General features: G+C 32.5%; 17 protein-coding genes and 1 pseudogene. 4 read left to right on the top strand and 14 right to left on the bottom strand.

The window, feature by feature from the left end:
* Positions 1 to 198 precede the first annotated feature (198 nt).
* A complete protein-coding gene (locus LC076_RS10025) occupies positions 199 to 1179 on the bottom strand; it encodes an ABC transporter substrate-binding protein (RefSeq protein WP_226668201.1) in 981 nt (326 codons plus the stop codon).
* A gap of 316 nt (positions 1180 to 1495) precedes the next feature.
* A complete protein-coding gene (locus LC076_RS10020; RefSeq protein WP_226668198.1) occupies positions 1496 to 3046 on the bottom strand; it encodes an AraC family transcriptional regulator in 1551 nt (516 codons plus the stop codon).
* A 223-nt stretch (positions 3047 to 3269) separates the two neighbouring features.
* Between LC076_RS10020 and LC076_RS10015 the strand changes: the two genes are divergently transcribed.
* Together LC076_RS10015 and LC076_RS10010 are read left to right on the top strand one after the other, a co-directional pair.
* Positions 3270 to 4319, top strand: coding sequence for a FecCD family ABC transporter permease (locus tag LC076_RS10015; RefSeq protein WP_226668195.1), 1050 nt, complete (start codon positions 3270 to 3272; stop codon positions 4317 to 4319).
* The gene (locus LC076_RS10010; RefSeq protein ID WP_226668192.1) at positions 4319 to 5350 is read left to right on the top strand and encodes a FecCD family ABC transporter permease; all 1032 of its coding nucleotides are present in this window, start codon (positions 4319 to 4321) and stop codon (positions 5348 to 5350) included. The genes LC076_RS10015 and LC076_RS10010 overlap by 1 nt, the downstream gene beginning before the upstream one ends.
* 51 nt (positions 5351 to 5401) lie before the next feature.
* Here the strand turns inward: LC076_RS10010 and LC076_RS10005 are convergent, their stop codons facing one another.
* From LC076_RS10005 to LC076_RS09985, 5 genes are all read right to left on the bottom strand, one after another.
* Positions 5402 to 5734 (bottom strand): antibiotic biosynthesis monooxygenase family protein, encoded by a 333-nt coding sequence (locus LC076_RS10005; RefSeq protein ID WP_226668190.1) that lies wholly within the window; start codon positions 5732 to 5734, stop codon positions 5402 to 5404.
* Between the two features lie 500 nt (positions 5735 to 6234).
* Entirely contained in the window at positions 6235 to 7329 is a 1095-nt protein-coding gene (locus LC076_RS24365; RefSeq protein ID WP_226668187.1) for a GGDEF domain-containing protein, read from the bottom strand.
* A gap of 272 nt (positions 7330 to 7601) precedes the next feature.
* On the bottom strand, positions 7602 to 7847 hold the full coding sequence (locus LC076_RS09995; RefSeq protein ID WP_226668184.1) for a YcxB family protein: 246 nt from the start codon (positions 7845 to 7847) through the stop codon (positions 7602 to 7604).
* 71 nt (positions 7848 to 7918) lie between these two features.
* Positions 7919 to 8113 carry a hypothetical protein gene (locus tag LC076_RS09990; RefSeq protein ID WP_226668181.1) on the bottom strand — a complete coding sequence of 65 codons (195 nt, stop codon included), beginning with the start codon at positions 8111 to 8113 and terminating at the stop codon, positions 7919 to 7921.
* Between the two features lie 77 nt (positions 8114 to 8190).
* Positions 8191 to 8661: a DinB family protein gene (locus LC076_RS09985; protein WP_226668178.1), complete on the bottom strand. Its 471-nt coding sequence runs from the start codon at positions 8659 to 8661 to the stop codon at positions 8191 to 8193.
* A gap of 456 nt (positions 8662 to 9117) precedes the next feature.
* Here LC076_RS09985 and LC076_RS09980 point away from each other — a divergent pair, with 456 nt between their 5' ends.
* A complete protein-coding gene (locus LC076_RS09980; RefSeq protein WP_226668175.1) occupies positions 9118 to 10824 on the top strand; it encodes a methyl-accepting chemotaxis protein in 1707 nt (568 codons plus the stop codon).
* A gap of 305 nt (positions 10825 to 11129) precedes the next feature.
* Here LC076_RS09980 and LC076_RS09975 read toward each other — a convergent pair whose 3' ends face one another.
* Together LC076_RS09975 and LC076_RS09970 are read right to left on the bottom strand one after the other, a co-directional pair.
* Positions 11130 to 11924, bottom strand: a complete 795-nt coding sequence (locus tag LC076_RS09975) for a nucleotidyltransferase domain-containing protein (RefSeq protein WP_226668172.1) — start codon at positions 11922 to 11924, stop codon at positions 11130 to 11132.
* Positions 11925 to 11982: 58 nt separating this feature from the next.
* Positions 11983 to 12345: a hypothetical protein gene (locus tag LC076_RS09970; protein WP_226668169.1), complete on the bottom strand. Its 363-nt coding sequence runs from the start codon at positions 12343 to 12345 to the stop codon at positions 11983 to 11985.
* Between the two features lie 255 nt (positions 12346 to 12600).
* On the opposite strand from LC076_RS09970, the gene LC076_RS09965 reads away from it, so the two are divergent.
* Positions 12601 to 13467: a methyl-accepting chemotaxis protein gene (locus LC076_RS09965; RefSeq protein WP_319005510.1), complete on the top strand. Its 867-nt coding sequence runs from the start codon at positions 12601 to 12603 to the stop codon at positions 13465 to 13467.
* 189 nt (positions 13468 to 13656) lie between these two features.
* On the opposite strand, the gene LC076_RS09960 is transcribed toward LC076_RS09965, so the two are convergent.
* From LC076_RS09960 to LC076_RS09940, 5 genes and pseudogenes are all read right to left on the bottom strand, one after another.
* Positions 13657 to 13998, bottom strand: coding sequence for a hypothetical protein (locus LC076_RS09960; RefSeq protein WP_226668164.1), 342 nt, complete (start codon positions 13996 to 13998; stop codon positions 13657 to 13659).
* 75 nt (positions 13999 to 14073) lie between these two features.
* Positions 14074 to 15219 (bottom strand): DUF6688 family protein, encoded by a 1146-nt coding sequence (locus LC076_RS09955; protein ID WP_226668163.1) that lies wholly within the window; start codon positions 15217 to 15219, stop codon positions 14074 to 14076.
* Between the two features lie 427 nt (positions 15220 to 15646).
* Positions 15647 to 16000, bottom strand: a complete 354-nt coding sequence (locus LC076_RS09950; protein WP_226668160.1) for a lipoprotein — start codon at positions 15998 to 16000, stop codon at positions 15647 to 15649.
* 11 nt (positions 16001 to 16011) lie between these two features.
* Positions 16012 to 16731, bottom strand: a complete 720-nt coding sequence (locus LC076_RS09945; RefSeq protein ID WP_226668158.1) for a cytochrome c biogenesis CcdA family protein — start codon at positions 16729 to 16731, stop codon at positions 16012 to 16014.
* Positions 16732 to 16837: 106 nt separating this feature from the next.
* Positions 16838 to 17729: pseudogene (locus LC076_RS09940) on the bottom strand (PhzF family phenazine biosynthesis isomerase).
* Positions 17730 to 17738 lie beyond the last annotated feature (9 nt).

The raw sequence follows: 17738 nt of genomic DNA, 5'->3' as shown, positions 1-17738 counted from the left end.
AAAAAAATAGTCTTTCTAGTTCAGAAAGACTACTAAAAAAGCTTAGTTTTTTAGCAATGTTAAACTTCATGTTATTTAATCAAGGAGAAGAAAATCCTCATGTTCAACAATTGTTTTAACAGATGTTTTGTTAAATAATAGAAACGAATGATTAATTATTAAATTTAGGTCCCCATTTCAATTACACTTTGACAAAGCTTACTCACCTAATAGTAATTTCTCTATTTCCTTTAAGCCTTTTTGGCGTTCAATTGGATCCCAGAAACCCCAAGTTGTAGAAAGAGTATGTACTTTTTTATTTTTAACAGCATTTAAGTTATTCCATACCTCTCCCTCAGTTACAGAGTCATAGTACTCTCCACTGTTAAAGTAAGACACATCAAGAATATGATCTGGGTTATATTTTACTAATCCTTCAATCGATATATTTTCACCAAAATCTTCTGGAAGATTTTCTGCTGGTGTTAACTTAAGATCATCAAATAATAGTGAGTTTGTTGCGTGATTTGTTTTTCCATAAACACGGATATCTTTCTTATTAATCGCTACAGCCATAAATGTTTCTTCGCCAACTTTTTCACGAATACGATTTCCGATATCTTCGGCTTCTTTTTCCATCTCATCTATAACTTTTTGTCCTTCTTCTAATTTGCCTGCTGCTTCAGCTACTTTCAAATGATCTTCTTTCCAATCCCCACCAACTTCGACAACAACCGTTGGTATTGTTTCAGATAACTGATCGTAAAGTGGTTTATAGCGGTCACTGATAATAAGTAAATCTGGATCCAATTTCACTATTTCCTCTGAATTAATTTCATCTGCATAAGGTAATGCAGTTACTCCTGCAAGTTCTTCAGTTAGATGTGGAGGGAATTCATTGTCATATGCCATAACTGCATGTGGCTTTACCCCCACTGATACAAGAGATCCTTCCCAAGAAACATGTGATAAAAGAACAATTTTCTCAGGATTCAATGGCACTTCTGCTTTTCCATATAAGTGCTCTACTGTTCTTGTTTCTGCGACTTCTTCTTCCACTTCTTCTACTTGTTCAGTTTCTTGCTCTTTTTCTGTATTTGCATCTGCTTCAGAAGCAGTTTTTTCACCACTTGAACAAGCAGTTAATACGACTAAAAGTAGCATTAACACCATACTCCAAGATGCTAATAATTTCTTCATTTCTTTTCCTCCTAAACAATAATGAATTTCATTATCAATGATAACAATTATCAATTATTGATAACATGGATCTTTCTCACTTTTTACATGGACAAAATGTACATTATCGTTTGTTCATTATTTTTTCAAATTAGGCTCTAAATTTTGTTGTCGATTTCCGTTACAGGCTCCCTTTGACACGCTCCTCTAAGCAGGAGTCTCATATATTCACCTCCAATCAACAGAGTGCTGAAAATCAACATTAAGTTTTAACATAGCGGAAACGGCCATGAATGTTTATATAAAATAATTCTAATTTAAGCAGCTCTTTCATTTGTTAAAATATTAACTTTGAGTTTTGAAGTGTTACAGCAAAGTTTATGAGCATATTTTTTCTACCTAAAGGTCCCCAAGGATCCCATTCAAAACTATTTGGATAATATACTTCTTTATTTTCAACAGCCTTTATTTTTTTCCATTCTTTATTTCTCACAACTTTCCAAACATCTTTTTCATGACTCCAAAGAATAAGCAGCTTGTTTGCATTTAATTCAGCAAGTTCTTTTACCGACACTATACGGTACCCATTGTTTGGTAAATCTGGATGAGGATCAAAACCTAATTTTTGATAAAGTAAATCTAAACATGCATGATCTCTCATCCCATAAAGACGAATTTCTCCCTCTCTGATCCAAATGACTGCCCACTTTCCTTTTCGAGTCATTGGACAGATTTCATCTTTAACCTTTAATTCTAGTAAAGAGACTTCCTTTTCAATACTATCCACTCTACTTTCTTGTCCTGTTAAGCTTGCAATTTCACGAAGATACTCATTCCATTGTGTTTTAAGTGAAATATGTTGGACTTTTTGTTGATGGGATAATAAAACTGATTGTATCTCACCATTATGTAACGGCGTTTTGATAATATGATCTGGCTGTGTTTTTAAAATCTCCTCTGGCTGAAACATATTTTCTGCATTTAATAAAACAGTTCCTTCAAGCTCTTTCTCTAAATACCTTGGTAAACCATTCGTTGAAGGAAAGATTGAGGGATAAGCAGGAGCTGCTACGGGCTGAATTCCTAGTGAAAGAAGGTGATCCTGTAACAAAACCTGACTTACTACGGCTATCCGTTGCTTAGATCTTTTCATAAAAATAGAAGGTGGTAGTCCAACTTTTTGCTTAAATAAACGACTAAAATAAAATTCATCTTGTACACCTATACTCATTGAAACATCTTTAGTCGTAATTCCTTTATTTTGAAGCATAAGTACTTTCGCTGATCTCATTCTTTCTTCAATCAAATATTCCTTTGGAGTCATTCCAACTCTTTTTTTGAATGCTCTTATAAAAGAAGTTGGATTCATTTTTGCTTTATCAGCCAGTTTTTCAATTGAATATGGATTTGATATGTTATTAGTGATCATTTTCTTAGTTTCTTCGATCTCGTCCACTTCTGTATGATCTGTTAAGAAAGATAATATGCTCCAAACAGTGCTTTGAAATCTACAACGCTCTGAAATTGAACCTCCCGTTTGGGTTTTTAGAGCTGACTCCCATAATGGAACAAGTTTCGCAGGTTGTTGATCAGCAAGTGCTACTGAAAGCAGAAAAGAAAGATCTTCCAAATCTTTCTCCCACGAAATGGAATATACAGTGAGTAGATTAGATGATGTTGATGTCAGCACACACTCCTCAGAAATGATATAGCTCTTTCCTTCAGTAATTGGAAACAGCCGTCCCCCTTTAAGTAGATTTCCTTCTCCAGATGCTGTATAAATCAAGGTTGTAAGACAAGTAGATTGATTTATAATATCAGATTTACCTTCTCGGATTTTCAAAGAAGATAAAGTAAATGGATGAAGTTTAAGATGTATTTTTGTCATTACCAATACCCCCTGTTATTTTTCTTTATTCATCGCGTGGTTTCTTTCATTACTATAGAGAATGATCGTTATCTCACATTTTATAATCCTCGTACGAAGAAAAGCGTTTTGAAAAAGAATTGACAAATATTATGTAAAGATAGTAGATTAATAAGCAATGATAACGCAATTGATAATGAAGATCATTTTCATTTGTAAGATTTAAATAAGGGAATGGTTTATAATGTTTAAACACTCGATATCCTCTATCCCCCAAAATCTACTTACACCTTTACAATCCGTAAGGCAAAAATCGTTAAAATGGGGTGCCATAGGAATTGTAATCGTCTTTATTAGTTTACTTGTATCAATTGGATTAGGTGCAGTTTGGATACAGCCTACAGTAGTCATGGATTCTTTTATTTCTTTTCAAAGCGAAAACATTGAACATCAACTTATTAGAGAGGTTCGAATACCTCGTGCTTTAACAGCTGCTTTCATAGGAGCTGCCCTTGCAGTTGCTGGAACTATTATGCAAGGTATTACGAGAAATCCACTTGCAGATCCTTCCATTATTGGCATCACTCATGGCTCTGGGTTAGCTATTGCAGTATCCTTAGCTTTTATTGGATCAGGCTCTTATTGGAATCTACTTATCTGGTCTTTCGCAGGTTCAGCAATTGGAGCAGTTTTTGTATTATCTTTTACCATGATTTCAAAAGAACGAATCTCACCTGTCACACTAACATTAGCTGGGGCAGCTTTAAGTACACTGTTCAGTGCTCTATCAACGGGAATTGCCCTTTACTTTCAAGTATCGCAAGATCTAAGCTTTTGGTTTGCTGGTGGTCTCTCAGGTACTAAGTGGTTGCATGTATATATTTTGTTACCAACACTGATCATTGGACTTATTCTGGCCCTATACATTAGTCGCTCTTTAACAATTCTAGCTATGGGTGAAGAAGTAGCAGCAGGCCTTGGACAATCTTTTCATAAAGTAAGATGGATTGGCCTTATAAGCGTTATTGTATTATCAGGTGCAGCAGTTTCTATAGCTGGAGCCATAGGATTTATTGGTCTTGTTGTTCCACATATTGTCCGATTGATTATAGGGCCTGATTATCGTTGGCTACTGCCACTAAGTGCAGTTTTTGGTGCCTTACTTCTTATTCTTGCAGATATAGGAGCACGAATGATTAATCCTCCGTTTGAAACACCTGTTAGTGCAGTTACAGCACTTATAGGGGTACCATTTTTCATTTATCTATCTCGACAGAAAAGAGGGCATATGTAATGGATTGGAAAGTAGCTTTGCTTCAATCAAAACTCTGGTTAATGACATTTCTATTTCTTATTCTTCTTACTTTTGTAATAAGTCTTTCCACTGGTGCTCTATCAATAACAATACAAGAGGTGATTGCCACTTTTTCAGGAAGAGGCACACCTCAGCAAGAGCTCGTTCTTTATCAATTAAGAATTCCTAGAATGCTTATTGCCATATTGATTGGTGCAGGACTTGCCCTTTCAGGTGCTATTCTTCAAGGATTATCAAGAAATTCATTAGCTGATCCAGGAATATTAGGAATAAATGCTGGTGCAGGACTTGCTGCTGTCCTTTGTATTTACCTATTCGGCAAGTCAAATAGTAGTTTTTTATCTTCACCATTTTTTCTACCTGTATTTGCCTTTTTAGGTGCTTTGATCATAGCACTTTTAATTTATAGCTTCTCATGGAAAGGTGGAATTGATCCTGGACGCCTCCTACTAATGGGCCTTGCCTTTAATGCGCTTTGTGGTGCACTATTGATCATTTTACAATTAAAAATGGACCCAAAAGATTTTCAACAAGCTACAATTTGGCTTACTGGAAGTATCTGGGGTACACAGTGGCCTTATGTATGGGCCTTGCTTCCATGGATTGTCATTCTCACACCTATAGCTTTTCTGAAAGCTAGAACCATGAACCTTTTGCAATTTAGTGAAGCGGTTCCACATGTTCTAGGTTTAAAAGTAGAATCAGAACGAAGAATTTTATTATGTCTTTCTGCTGCCCTTGCTGGATCTTGTGTCGCAGTAGGAGGAGGAATTGCTTTTATCGGTTTATTAGCTCCACATCTTGCTCGACGCCTTTGCGGTGCAAATTATTTTAGCCTTTTACCACTATCAGCCTTAATTGGTTCATTTCTTTTACTTCTTGCTGATATGATTGGAAAAAATCTCTTAGCACCAGCTGATATACCAGTAGGAATTGTCATTTCTGTGATTGGTGCACCTTATTTAATTTATATGTTGCTTACAAGAAGAAGCGTTGGTATGAACAATTAATCCAGCCTTGGAACACCCATTTACTTAAATAAATAGGTGTTCCAAATATTATTAGACTTCTGTGGGTTTTTTATATTCTTTTTGACCCAGAACATGATAGATATCTTGTCGGCTATCAATAATAAAAGACGGTGATGATTTCCCACGGTTTGCTTTATGTCCTGCAAGATGAACTTCGCTTGTTTCCCAAGCTTTCCAAGAACTTTCAGATTCCCAACGAATCATTATTTTCACTTCCTCATCACCCTTTCTTTGCTTTTTCTTTAATATGCTAAGATCGATAAAACCAGGCTGTTGTTCTATGATTCCTTCTCCAGCAAAACGCTCCACCATTTTGTCCGCATTTCCTTCGGTCACAGTAATTGTCTTTAATTGAATAAACATATTTGATGTTACCTCCCATTTCTAAATTAGTGATATCTAGTAGTATTATAGTCGATAATGATAATCGTTATCAATAGTAAATACTAAATAGTGGTAAATACCTACTAAAAATGTTGCTGAATTTCATATAAAATAATAGCTACATAACAAATTCTTTATATGCTCCTAATTGAGTTGAATTTATGGATCTCCACATTGCTAATTGTTGTTATTGAGTAAAAGTTTGACTAGAAGGAAATTAAAATTTTTCAATTGCGGTAATTATAGGAGAATTTTTTTAGAGATCTTTCACGGTTATTTATTTTATCTTCGATTTCACTGATTTATCTTCGATTTTTCTAATTTATCTTCGACTCTACTGATTTATCTTCGATTAGTCATTTTCCGACATATTTCGATACTCCAAACAGCATTCAAGGTCTTCTTAACCTTTTCACTTTACGTTAGATAAAAAGCCAAAAACCCTTTCATCTCTGAAAAGGTTTTCTCTGTAATATAAATTATTTTTCAACGATCACTTGATTTTTACCGTTTCGTTTTGCCTTATAAAGTAAAGCATCTGTTTTCTGAAAAAAATCGAGCTTTGTAAGGCTAGCTTTAAAGTCCTTTAATCCGATACTAACAGTCACTTTTACATCTTTCATTTCTTCATGATTTAACCTAGCAATATGTAATCGAATGTCTTCAATAAGTTGATACGTTTCTTCAATACTTTTGTTCGTTAATAAAAGAGCAAACTCTTCCCCACCATAGCGCGCTACGATATCGTTCTCAGTTACCTTTCCAACAATTTCATCTGCCAACCTCTTTAATACTAAGTCACCGACACTGTGGCCGTATGTATCATTAATTGCTTTAAAGTTATCTATATCCAAAATTGCTAGCTGTAAAGGCATTTCATATTTCAAACTTTGTTCTACAAACTGATCCAAATATTCCTGAAATGTTTTATGGTTATATAAATTTGTAAGTGCATCAATCTTCGTCAGTCTTTCCATCATAGTACTTTTAACAAGTAATTCTTTTTCCTTTTCAGAAGCTTTTTTAACAATTTCGAGTACTTCATTTCCTCTTTCAAGTATGGCTAAATAAATAAAATAGCCAGCAATTAGTGCAAGTAAGTATGAAAAATATTCATACTCTGTTACAGAAACTCTTATAGTTGGCAATAAATAAATACTTGTTAATGCGATTATATTAACAACAAAGCTAAAACGTAGTTTGCTTTTATCAAAGTAAATTAAAGCTACTGACATCGGTAATAACAACATCACCTGTAAACCAGGAACCTCAGGGTGCGTAAGTATAATAACAAGTGCTATTAAAGTACCTGTTATAGTCAAAAACCTAGAACTATATATTTTCTTTCTTTTTATAATAAATATACAAACTAGCATAATGATAATTTGGAGACTTGTTGGCAAAATAATTTTAAATAAAAGAAAACTAACTACTCCGTCTGGATAGTAAATAATAGTTAACATCAAACCGATACATTGACCTAATAGAGAGATCAACACCATAAACCAATAAAATCCAAGGATTTTCTCAAACCATTGTTTATAATCCATTCTTGAAAGATTATGCTTCTCCACTGAAAATCCCTCTCTTCAATAAAACTTAACAGACAACTATTTCATATTTCATTATACACCTTAACTGGGACTTTTCACCTAAAAAATACAATTTTCAAAAACCATCTTTTCGACAAAATATTTGTTTTTTGATCTTCATTTCAAAAAAACAAAAAGCCTTACTAGAGAGTAAAGCTTATTAACTCTTCATATATGAACAATTTTGTAAGGTGCTATATTGGAACGATATTTGTTATTGATTGCATTGCATAGTCAGGTTGCAGCAACAGCTCCTAAAAAGATGTCCTTGAATCCACTAGTGTCCTAAAAGCTTTTTCATTTGGTAAATTTCTTTTTGGAATAATGTACGAACTTACCGAGCTGTTATACAAATAAAAATAACTGCTGTCTTCTTTAAAAGATTTAATACCTACCCATTTTACTTTTGTTTCACCAGTTGACGTTATGTCAACAATTTCTTCATCAGATAATAACATTACATGGTCTCCTAATAACCCTTCATTTTTTCCTTCCTTCATCATTTTCTTCACATTTCGTTTCACAGTGTTAAAGAAAAATTTGGGATAAAAAATAAACCATAAAACCCCCATCACAAAAAGAGGAAAAACATAACCAAAAAAGGAATATCCAAAATAGTAGAAAATAAAAATGACATACCAATAAACATAATCGGTGTTGAATATCTTTGAATGATTAATGAATTCTGACCAGCTTTTGAGTTTTTTATATGAAATAAATTAAAATGCAAATAATCTTCTTCTGTTAAATTATATTTTAGTTCCATTTTTCTCTCCTTAACAATTTCCTCTATATTTCATTCTCTATGTATATACGATTTCCTTTAAGTCATTCGATTGTTTATTATTCAAATAAAGGAATTTTAATATTTTTACCACAACAATGTGTAAGTATTGCATGTAACTGTCCTCGATGATGATATATATGTACTAAAATTTCTAAAAGCCATTCAAATTTTGTATAAGTAACACCCCAATATGATGTTGCTTTTTCTGTAAGTTCTTTCTCTGATAAATTTAGATAATAACGTTCTAATTTATTGAAATTATTCTTCATTGCCGTTCTCATTTCCTCAATATTTTTATAAGAATTACTAGAATAATAGCTTATCATTTCATGCTCTTTTGCAGAATTTGCAATCATAACATCCGCCTCACAAATTTTTACTATATGCTCTAATAATTCTCCAACTGATTGCTTGTTTCCTGTAGGTCTTTTAATGAGGTCTACATTCTCTAACTCATCCATAATTAGCATCAATGTTTTTAATGCAAATTCTATTTGATGTAAAACACTTTTCACATGATTATTCATTCATTCACCTCATACTAAAGTTTACATTATATCTACTACATTTTTAAAAGCACTCAAACTCAAGAATATCTAGAGTGGAGAGATACTTATATCCACTACTATTTTAAATTAGGTTTATGTATTAGGCTATGTTAAAGCTTAATGTTGATTATTAGCACTTTGTTGATTGGAGGTGAATACATGAGACTCCTGCTTAGAGAAGCGTGTCAAAGGGAGACCCCACAGGCGCTTGCGCCGAGGAGGCTCCCTGACCTAGGAAGAATTGCAGTTTGAAAAAGCCGGTAGTTGGGCTTTTTCATTATTCTTCCCTAGGAAAAAAGGTACTTTTTTCCCGGGAAAGCGAATGCATGTAACGGAAATCAACAACAAAGTTTAACAGAGCCATGTATTAAAATAACACAGTATTATGTCGATATATAAAAATATCACATAAATTTAGTCATAAGGAGATTTAACATGTTATTAAAACTTTTGAAGAATGTCAAAATAGGTTGGAAATATAGTATAGCTTTAATCTTTTCAATAGCTCTTTTTGGAATATCCGCATTGATTATTTTCGGACAAATGCAAAGTGTAAAAGAGGAACTTAATGCATTGGAGAGGAGAAGTGAAAGGGCTGTTAAAACAGAAGAAATGTCCGCACTCTTCTCTAGTAAGGATATTAGAATTGCCGATTATATTAACAATAGAAATGATAACTATATTAAAGAATTTGAAGAAGGAAGAAACCAGTTTAATAAACTTCAGGAAGAACTTCAAAAATCTATTGATACAAAAAAGGAAGAAGAATTATTTAATTTAATAGCAAAAAATGATCAAAAAGTAAATGACATATTCTTAAATGAAATCGTTCCAGCGGTTAATAAAGGAAATACAGCGGCTATCTTATCGAACAGAGAACATACACAAATTTTAAGAAGTGCTTCGACTAGATTATTAGATGATTTAAGAGCACTTATTAATGAACAACGTGATACAGCGATGGAAAACACTAAAAATAGTATTCAGCAATCCATTTATACTTTAATCATTTGTATTACTATTTCTATTATTGTTGGAGTCGGTATCGTACTTATTGTTAACCGTATCGTTCAAAAAGGATTAACTTCAGTTATTGATATGGCTAAAGAGATTTCTGAAGGTAATTTATCAATCGAAAAAAATACATACTCAGGAAAAGATGAGATCGCTCAACTAAGTACTGCGATGAATGAAATGCTAGCTAACCTAAAGGATATGGTGCAACAAATAACCAATGTTTCTGAAGTAGTTTCAACACAAAGTGAGGAATTAACTCAATCTGCAAATGAAGTAAAAGATGGAAGCAACCAAGTTGCAGCGACAATGCAAGAACTTTCTGCAGGTTCAGAATCACAAGCAAATGCTTCAACAGATCTTGCTGAAATTATGGTCTCTTTTATAGGCAAAATTCAAGAATCAAATTCCTACGGTGAAAACATTGTCACATCATCTCATTCTGTTTTGGGATTAACAGAAAAAGGAAGTTCTTTAATGAGATCTTCTATTAATCAAATGCAAAATATAAATCAAATTGTCAAAAGTTCTGTAGATAAGGTGAAGCAACTTGATACAAAATCCAAAGAAATCTCCAATTTAGTTGGTGTTATTCAATCAATTGCTGAGCAAACAAATTTACTTGCTCTAAACGCAGCAATCGAAGCTGCTCGCGCAGGAGAGCACGGGAAAGGCTTTGCAGTAGTAGCTGATGAAGTGAGAAAATTAGCTGTAGAAGTAACAGACTCAGTAGCAAACATTACTGAAATCGTAGAGAGTATTCAAATTGAATCAAATACTGTCGTATCATCTTTAGAATCTGGATACGAAGAAGTTGAAAAAGGTTCATCTTCTATTGAAACAACAGGTAAAACGTTTGAAGATATTAAATTAGCTATATCAGCTGTTGTCAATCAAGTCCAGGATGTCTCCAACAGATTAAAAGAAATTGATCATGATTGTGGAGATATGGGTCATTCTATTGATAATATCGCATCTATTTCTGAAGAATCAGCAGCAGGAATTGAACAAACATCTGCTTCTGTTCAACAAACAAGTAGCTCAATGGAAGAAATATCTTCTAATGCAGAAAATTTATCCAAATTAGCAGAAGACCTCAATGGATTAGTAAGAAAATTCAAATCCTAATAAATAGGAACAAAAGCGCAAGCGCCTTGGTCAGCCCCGACAAGCATAAGACGATCTAGAATAGAAGGCGTTCTTGGCCTTCAATTCTAAATTGACTTATGACCTCGAGGGGCTAGGCGCTGGAGCTGGATGCCGTGCGTTATCCACAGTTAAAGAATTTTATAATTTCCTAAACAATAAAAAAAGGTGAGTTATAAGCGGAAATTTACTTATAACTCACCTTTTTTATATCTTTTTATGCTATTTGATATCAAAAAACTGCTGCTCAAGAAGATCTCAAATACATTTTGTCATGAAGTCAAAACTCAATTCCATATTTCTTCCAATGTTTCTCTGAATAATTCATCCAATAAATAAGTTGGATCTGATAATTTACCATTGATTTTTTTGACGTATGCTTCTAAATGGTGAATTTCATCTTGTAAGTAATTATTAATCACTTCTATTCTTGATTCTAGCTTCATTTCTTCTCCAGCTATCTTCCGATTTAGTAAAGTAACAACTTCGTTTTTAAGATGTCCTGAAGGGATAATATCTTCAAGTAATGTGATAAATTCTATTGGTGGAATCATGTTATATTTTTCTATCCATTTTGCAGCTAATATTGGACGGAGAACATAAAAGTATTTCTTAATTTTCACTTCTTCTCCTTGAAGATATTCTCGAAAATTACCTTTGGCCATATTTAAATAGTGATACAAGCATGAATTTGGAGAAAAAAGAGTCGAATCGATTCTCCTCATCTTCTCAATTGTTGTATAAGATTGATAATAAACGATATTAGATCTAAGCCATTCTAATAACGGTGGATTTGATTTCCTAAACAGTCTCAGTGCCTTGGTTAACTCCCAACCACTTACATCTAGCAGATCATGAACATCCATAGAAATAGTATCCCTATTGGGGATTTCAATGACATCTCTTTTGTGGTCAATTGATAAATACCATTCTTTCTTATGAACATAAATAAATCTCACATCATAATCACTATCATTAGAAGGAAATCCCCAAGCGCGACTGCCAGATTCACAAGCATATAAAACTTTAATCTCAAAGTCTTCCTCAATTTTCTTAATTACATCATAAATATGATTTTTCATCTAGTTCACCTCTTGATTACATATGTTAATCTAACTTATTTAAATTTAAACTCGAGACTTAAAAAGCATAATGAAACAGACCGTAGTACAATGGCCCTAAAAAGATCACTAAAATGATAGTTGTTAACACCATTCTTAGCGTCTTAGGTATTTCTTCAAGTTCTTCACTTTCATAATGATCTTCTATAAATAATCCAAAAATTAGGTCCCAGGTAATTCCTCCAACGAAAACTATTTTCCATACTAAAGATGTTAACAGTTGAATGTTCGTAACATAACCAAATAATCCAATCCAGGTAATAACTGAAATGATAAAATCGACTTTTGTTAATAGTGTTTTATATTTTCCTTTTATTAAAAATCCGATAGCTGCCGTTCCAAGAAGTCCCAAATAAATAATCCATAAAATATTTCCACTCATACTTTGTTCCTCTTTCTATGTAGTCTCCTTCTATCTTAATCCATAATCATACATCTTGAAAACTAGCAACAATGTCTTACATTGAGCAGTAAGCGAAGAAATATTTTTCTTTTGTTTAATAAAACAACTGAATTCACTCTAAAAAACAAAATTCAAAAGAAAACTAAGCAAAAAAGACTATTTAATTTATTTCTTTGATATTACTAGTATAATAGATATAGTAAGATTCAAGAAAACACAAATCGGGGGAAAAAAATGTCGAAAACAATCACTCCACACAATAACACAAACAGATCATCATTAACGGATGTAAATATAATAAATTCAGTAATTAAGGTCCTGCCAATTATTCATTCTATGCTTCCTCACGTTGCAATTGGTGTGACAAATACTCAAGAATGGCTTTTTTATCTTCCAGGTAAAAAAATTGATATTGGTGCAAGACCTGGACATAAAATTAATCCAAGAGAACCATTAGCAGATTGTGTCAAAAACGGAAAAGTTATTCGAACGGAAGTAGATGCCGAGTTTTTCGGCTTTCCATTTACAGGATTAGCTACACCACTAATTGAAAACAATATCATTGTTGGTGCAATTGCTATTCAAATTCAAGAACAAAATGAAAAGGAATTGCGCAGAATTTCAGATCAAATTGTTACTTCAATCACTCAAGCAAATAATCGTGTAACAACTATCGCAGAAGGTGCCGAAGATCTTTCCCAAACCAGTAATACCCTTCTCTCTCAATCAAAAAAGGCAAAGGAAGAAGTTAAAAATACTGATGATGTTTTAACCTTTATTAAACGCATTGCTGATCAAACAAACCTTTTAGGATTAAATGCATCAATTGAAGCAGCACGTGCAGGTGATATGGGTAGAGGTTTTGGAGTTGTAGCAAATGAAATTAGAAAGCTTTCAAACGAGACCGTGTCTTCAACAGAAAAAATCCGAACAACATTAACGAATATACAAAAATCAATGGATGAAATCTCTGCTTCTATTGAAAAAGTCGTAGACGTAGGTAAAAATCAAGCTGCATCAACAGAGGATATCTCAACGTTCATTGATGAAATCGAAAAAATGAGTAAAGACTTAAATAAATATGCAGCAGAGCTAGGATAATTCTATAAATATAAAATCTTAGCTTTAAAAAAACAGAAAGGTTTTCCCTTTTAATCCAAGGTAGAAAACTTTTCTGGCTTTATTTTAAAATTATGTTAACTAGCTGAAATTAAGGGACAACTAAATGCTCGCATCTTAAAATACATTTCTAAACTTCTTAAATTTGCTCGGTTCAATACCACTTTAACACTATGTATTTTGCCTATAAACCATAACAATTGTTGCAGGAGAAAATTCTACTTTCACTTCAGGAGCAAGCTCTTTTGCTAACAATTTTGTTAGATTTTCACCTTCTGTATTATGCCTATCTTCCATTTCTTTCGCAGTTGGAATCAGTGTATCTGTGCTCCAATCAATCCATTCTCCATATTGATTCATCCAATTGATTAACTTTTCTTTCAACTCATTTGATATCATAAAATGGTCTAAATCTAAATTAATGCCACACTTATTACACCATAATGGATCAGCTCCCAAATCTGCTTCTACTTTGATTTCTACTACCCTTTTTGACTTACATGAACATTCCATGTATGTATAATCTCCTTTTCTTGGACAGATTGCTAAAAATCAATATTCAGCTTTAACATATCCTTTGTATAAAGTTCATTTCCTTAGCTCGCTATATTGTATATGAATTCGATTCTCAGGGTTTTTATCAACTGTATATAGTACAAATAAAAACAACCATTCTAATGGTTTCATTAATAAGTAAACAAAATCTGCTAACCAGCTTGAGTGAATATGTTTACTTAGTGGATATCCATATTGATCATAAATACTCCTTATTACTTTGTGTGTTTTAGGCGTGTATTGTTCTATAATATTTTCAAATGCATTTGCTATTAATAATTGACGATTAACTACTATTCTAGTTCCATGTCTAATGCCAGATCTTGTAGGTTTAACGATTTTTTTATGTCCTTTTAATGATACTGTACATAAATAATGACCATCACCTTGAATCATTTTTGGATTTGGTTCTGGTAGCTTTGAATAGTTATAGCTACTTGTTTCAAGAAAAGCCCTTATCAAGCTGTCAGGTTGTTGACCAAAAAGTACTAGGATCATATGAATTATAATCATGCACGGAAATAGTAAGAAGATCCACACAATGGGCAGCTTATAATAGTGAAAAGTAAATTTATAAAGTAATCGTAGAATTATATTGTGATACACCCTATCTTTCTTCTTTTGTTCTAGACGATAATCATCGATAGATACCTTTAACACTGAAATATATAAAAAGTTTAACGACAAGTAAGAAGTTTGAAGAAACAGTATGGAAAGAGCCGAGAAAAATTCTTCAGAATAATGAGTAAAGCCAGTATGAGTTAAATAAATAAACCCTACAATTATATTCATGACTAAAATTGAACTACAAATCATATGAACAATAGGAGATAACTTTCCCATCTTAGTTGCTAGCAATTGATAGGCGAAACAACTTAATAATAATAAAATAGATAAAGAAGATATATGTTCATTAGATAGAGAAGCATAACCACTAAGATATTGGTTGGTTTGCGAATAAAAACTTAACGGTTCCCCACCTTCTATTCCAAAACTATTTAAATAAAATCCAATTATAAACACACAAAACACAACAAATAAATAGATTCCTTCACTTATCTTAGCTTTAACTTTCCTATAATCTTCTGCTACTTCTTTTCGTGTAAAACTTTTCAACATCTTCACAAATGTATAAGCAGGTAAACAAATTAAGAATAGACTTCCAATTGCTATTAACATGAATTACCTCCTATTTTGAAGCTTAAATATATCATACACCTAATTACATAGAATTTCTATGTATACTTTAGAACTTATGTCTTTTTTATTAACCTGATAACTTTATTTTACACCCCCTATCATTCTCAATCTTTATGTAAAAAAATTTAACATTCATAAAAGAGTAGTTCCCAACCAGGATCGCAAACTTGGGTGTGAACCGATCTATTACTTTCCACAATATAATGACTCAAATAGATCGGTTTATCCTTTGGTTATTAAAAACAAAAAAATTTCAACGTTTTGTATATCTATTGCTGTTGTGCCTCGATCTTTAACTCAAACTGCATATGTATATTTACCTTAAAGAGATGATTTACTTAAGTTCATCCAAAGTCAATAAGAAAAATATCAGAACATTAAGCTTTTTCACCTATTCATCTCCCTCTTATTTTTCATCCAAGAAATGATGATAACTATCAACATAATATGGAGTTTTATCTTTTTGAAGAATAATAAAACCAGTATTTTCATCAAACCTCAATTGCTCATGTTTTATTTTGAAGTTTTCATCTACTTTATAATAAATCGTGAGACCACTAACTGATGCATCTGCCTTAAATTCCTTAATACTTTTCTGAAAAAAAGTCGTAGAATTATTTTCATTTTCATAACCAACAACATAATATTCATTTTCTTTTGCTGGTATAAAGTCCTCGAATTCCTTCGGGATTGTTGTTTCTGAATTTGTACAACCAGTTAAAATGAACAATATAAAAAGAAAGATAAAATTACGTTTCATGAAAAAACTCCTTACTTACCTTTGATTAAATCATATAATTGATATTGAAATTCTTGAACCCAAATCGTGATATAGGTCATTTGATTAAAGTATAATAAAATACCAAGAACAATCATAACAATGCCCCCAGTTTTCATAAGGATTCGAGAATATTTCAAAATGAATTTTGTTTTACTAATAAAGAAAGCCATAATAATGAAAGGTAAACAAAAACCTAAAGAATAACCAGTAATATTGATCATCGCTTGTGAAGGATTCAGAGCACTCGTGTACATGATAACTCCAAAAATCGGTCCAATACATGGCGTCCATCCAGCAGCAAAACCAAGTCCAATTAAAAAGGAATTCAAATAACCAATTTTCCTTTTCTTCTGTGATCTTGTATCTTTTAACATAAATTTCGGCTGAAATATTTCGAGCATAAAAAGACCCATTAATACAATAAATATGCCGCCAAGCATTCTAATTAAGTCTTGATAATCCTTGAAAAATGAACCAACACCACTCATCGAAAATCCTAAAATATAATAAATAACAGAAAATCCTATTGAAAAGAACACAGAATGAATAAGAATTGTTTTTCTATGCACATTCGTTTTCTCACCCTTTAACTCACTTACTGACATACCCGTTATATATGAAATAAACGATGGATATAAAGGCAAGCAACAGGGTGAAATAAACGCTAACAACCCACCGCTAAAAGCTAATAAAAACGTCACATTTTCCATTTTATCCCTCCTAACCCTTATTATAAAGCACATATAGAGAAATACAGGAGGAAAAGATGAACGTTTTATTACGAATTCGATGATGATATGAGTTCAATCTATTGAATTATAAATCTACCTCAAATTCATTCACATATGTGACATGACCCGATATTTCCACATCGAATCTATTTGTTTCCTTTGAGACTTCCACAAAGATACGTCCATCTTTATTCATTTCAATACCTTGTTTCAACTGTTAGTTTCACTGGATATATGGAATCTGGGTGAATATATGTTGCATAGTAGGCACCCATTACACCTGATGCTGTTCCTGTTGCAGAGTCTTCTTTCGTTCCTGAAAATGGTGATGAAAAGTGTCTTGCATGCATATGTGCAGAGAGATCGAATGTTTCTAAACAAAATGGATGAACTGAAGCTTTCGGTATCTCTTTTAAAATTGAAGGAAACAATTGGGATATGGGTTTCATTTTCTCAAACGTTTTAACTTTTTTTATTGGTATTAATAATGTCCAAATCCCTGTATTTCCATAGAAGATTGGTGTTTGTTCATCAATTTCATCGACTTCGATACCAATTGAATGAGCTAACTCACTTTTAGAACCACTAAAATCTTTAAATTGTGGTGAAGCTTGTTTCATCGTAATAAGATAATCATCCGATTTTTGCTGTATGTTAATTGGTAATATTCCTGCTTTAGTTTCAATTGTTAGTTTCATTTTATCAGCTAGCATTTCCTTCGTTTTTAGTGCATAAATTGCTGCCATTGTTGCATGACCACAAAGATTTGTTTCATGTCCAGGTGTAAAATAGCGAATCTTAACATCTGCAATCTCTGAGTTTAATATAAATGCTGTTTCATTAAAACCAACATTGAAAGCGATCGACTGCATTTCTTCATCTGTTAAATGCCCAGCGTTTAAGACAACACCTGCAGGATTACCTTTATTTTCAACCTTACTAAAAGCATCAAAGTGATATACGGTTATTTTTTTCATCCTCACTCA

This window comes from Metabacillus litoralis, from assembly GCF_020524045.1.
Lineage (GTDB): Bacteria > Bacillota > Bacilli > Bacillales > Bacillaceae > Metabacillus > Metabacillus litoralis_C.
The sequence above is the reverse complement of the archived record's forward strand: the minus strand, read 5'-3'. Positions and strand labels throughout refer to the sequence as shown.

What these genes read in the sequence shown, in the direction of transcription:
- LC076_RS10025 (WP_226668201.1), bottom strand. Translation starts at nt 1,179, where the DNA reads ATGAAGAAATTATTAGCATCTTGGAGTATGGTGTTAATGCTACTTTTA.
- LC076_RS10020 (WP_226668198.1), bottom strand. Translation starts at nt 3,046, where the DNA reads ATGACAAAAATACATCTTAAACTTCATCCATTTACTTTATCTTCTTTG.
- LC076_RS10015 (WP_226668195.1), top strand. Translation starts at nt 3,270, where the DNA reads ATGTTTAAACACTCGATATCCTCTATCCCCCAAAATCTACTTACACCT.
- LC076_RS10010 (WP_226668192.1), top strand. Translation starts at nt 4,319, where the DNA reads ATGGATTGGAAAGTAGCTTTGCTTCAATCAAAACTCTGGTTAATGACA.
- LC076_RS10005 (WP_226668190.1), bottom strand. Translation starts at nt 5,734, where the DNA reads ATGTTTATTCAATTAAAGACAATTACTGTGACCGAAGGAAATGCGGAC.
- LC076_RS09995 (WP_226668184.1), bottom strand. Translation starts at nt 7,847, where the DNA reads ATGAAGGAAGGAAAAAATGAAGGGTTATTAGGAGACCATGTAATGTTA.
- LC076_RS09990 (WP_226668181.1), bottom strand. Translation starts at nt 8,113, where the DNA reads ATGGAACTAAAATATAATTTAACAGAAGAAGATTATTTGCATTTTAAT.
- LC076_RS09985 (WP_226668178.1), bottom strand. Translation starts at nt 8,661, where the DNA reads ATGAATAATCATGTGAAAAGTGTTTTACATCAAATAGAATTTGCATTA.
- LC076_RS09980 (WP_226668175.1), top strand. Translation starts at nt 9,118, where the DNA reads ATGTTATTAAAACTTTTGAAGAATGTCAAAATAGGTTGGAAATATAGT.
- LC076_RS09975 (WP_226668172.1), bottom strand. Translation starts at nt 11,924, where the DNA reads ATGAAAAATCATATTTATGATGTAATTAAGAAAATTGAGGAAGACTTT.
- LC076_RS09970 (WP_226668169.1), bottom strand. Translation starts at nt 12,345, where the DNA reads ATGAGTGGAAATATTTTATGGATTATTTATTTGGGACTTCTTGGAACG.
- LC076_RS09965 (WP_319005510.1), top strand. Translation starts at nt 12,601, where the DNA reads ATGTCGAAAACAATCACTCCACACAATAACACAAACAGATCATCATTA.
- LC076_RS09960 (WP_226668164.1), bottom strand. Translation starts at nt 13,998, where the DNA reads ATGGAATGTTCATGTAAGTCAAAAAGGGTAGTAGAAATCAAAGTAGAA.
- LC076_RS09955 (WP_226668163.1), bottom strand. Translation starts at nt 15,219, where the DNA reads ATGTTAATAGCAATTGGAAGTCTATTCTTAATTTGTTTACCTGCTTAT.
- LC076_RS09950 (WP_226668160.1), bottom strand. Translation starts at nt 16,000, where the DNA reads ATGAAACGTAATTTTATCTTTCTTTTTATATTGTTCATTTTAACTGGT.
- LC076_RS09945 (WP_226668158.1), bottom strand. Translation starts at nt 16,731, where the DNA reads ATGGAAAATGTGACGTTTTTATTAGCTTTTAGCGGTGGGTTGTTAGCG.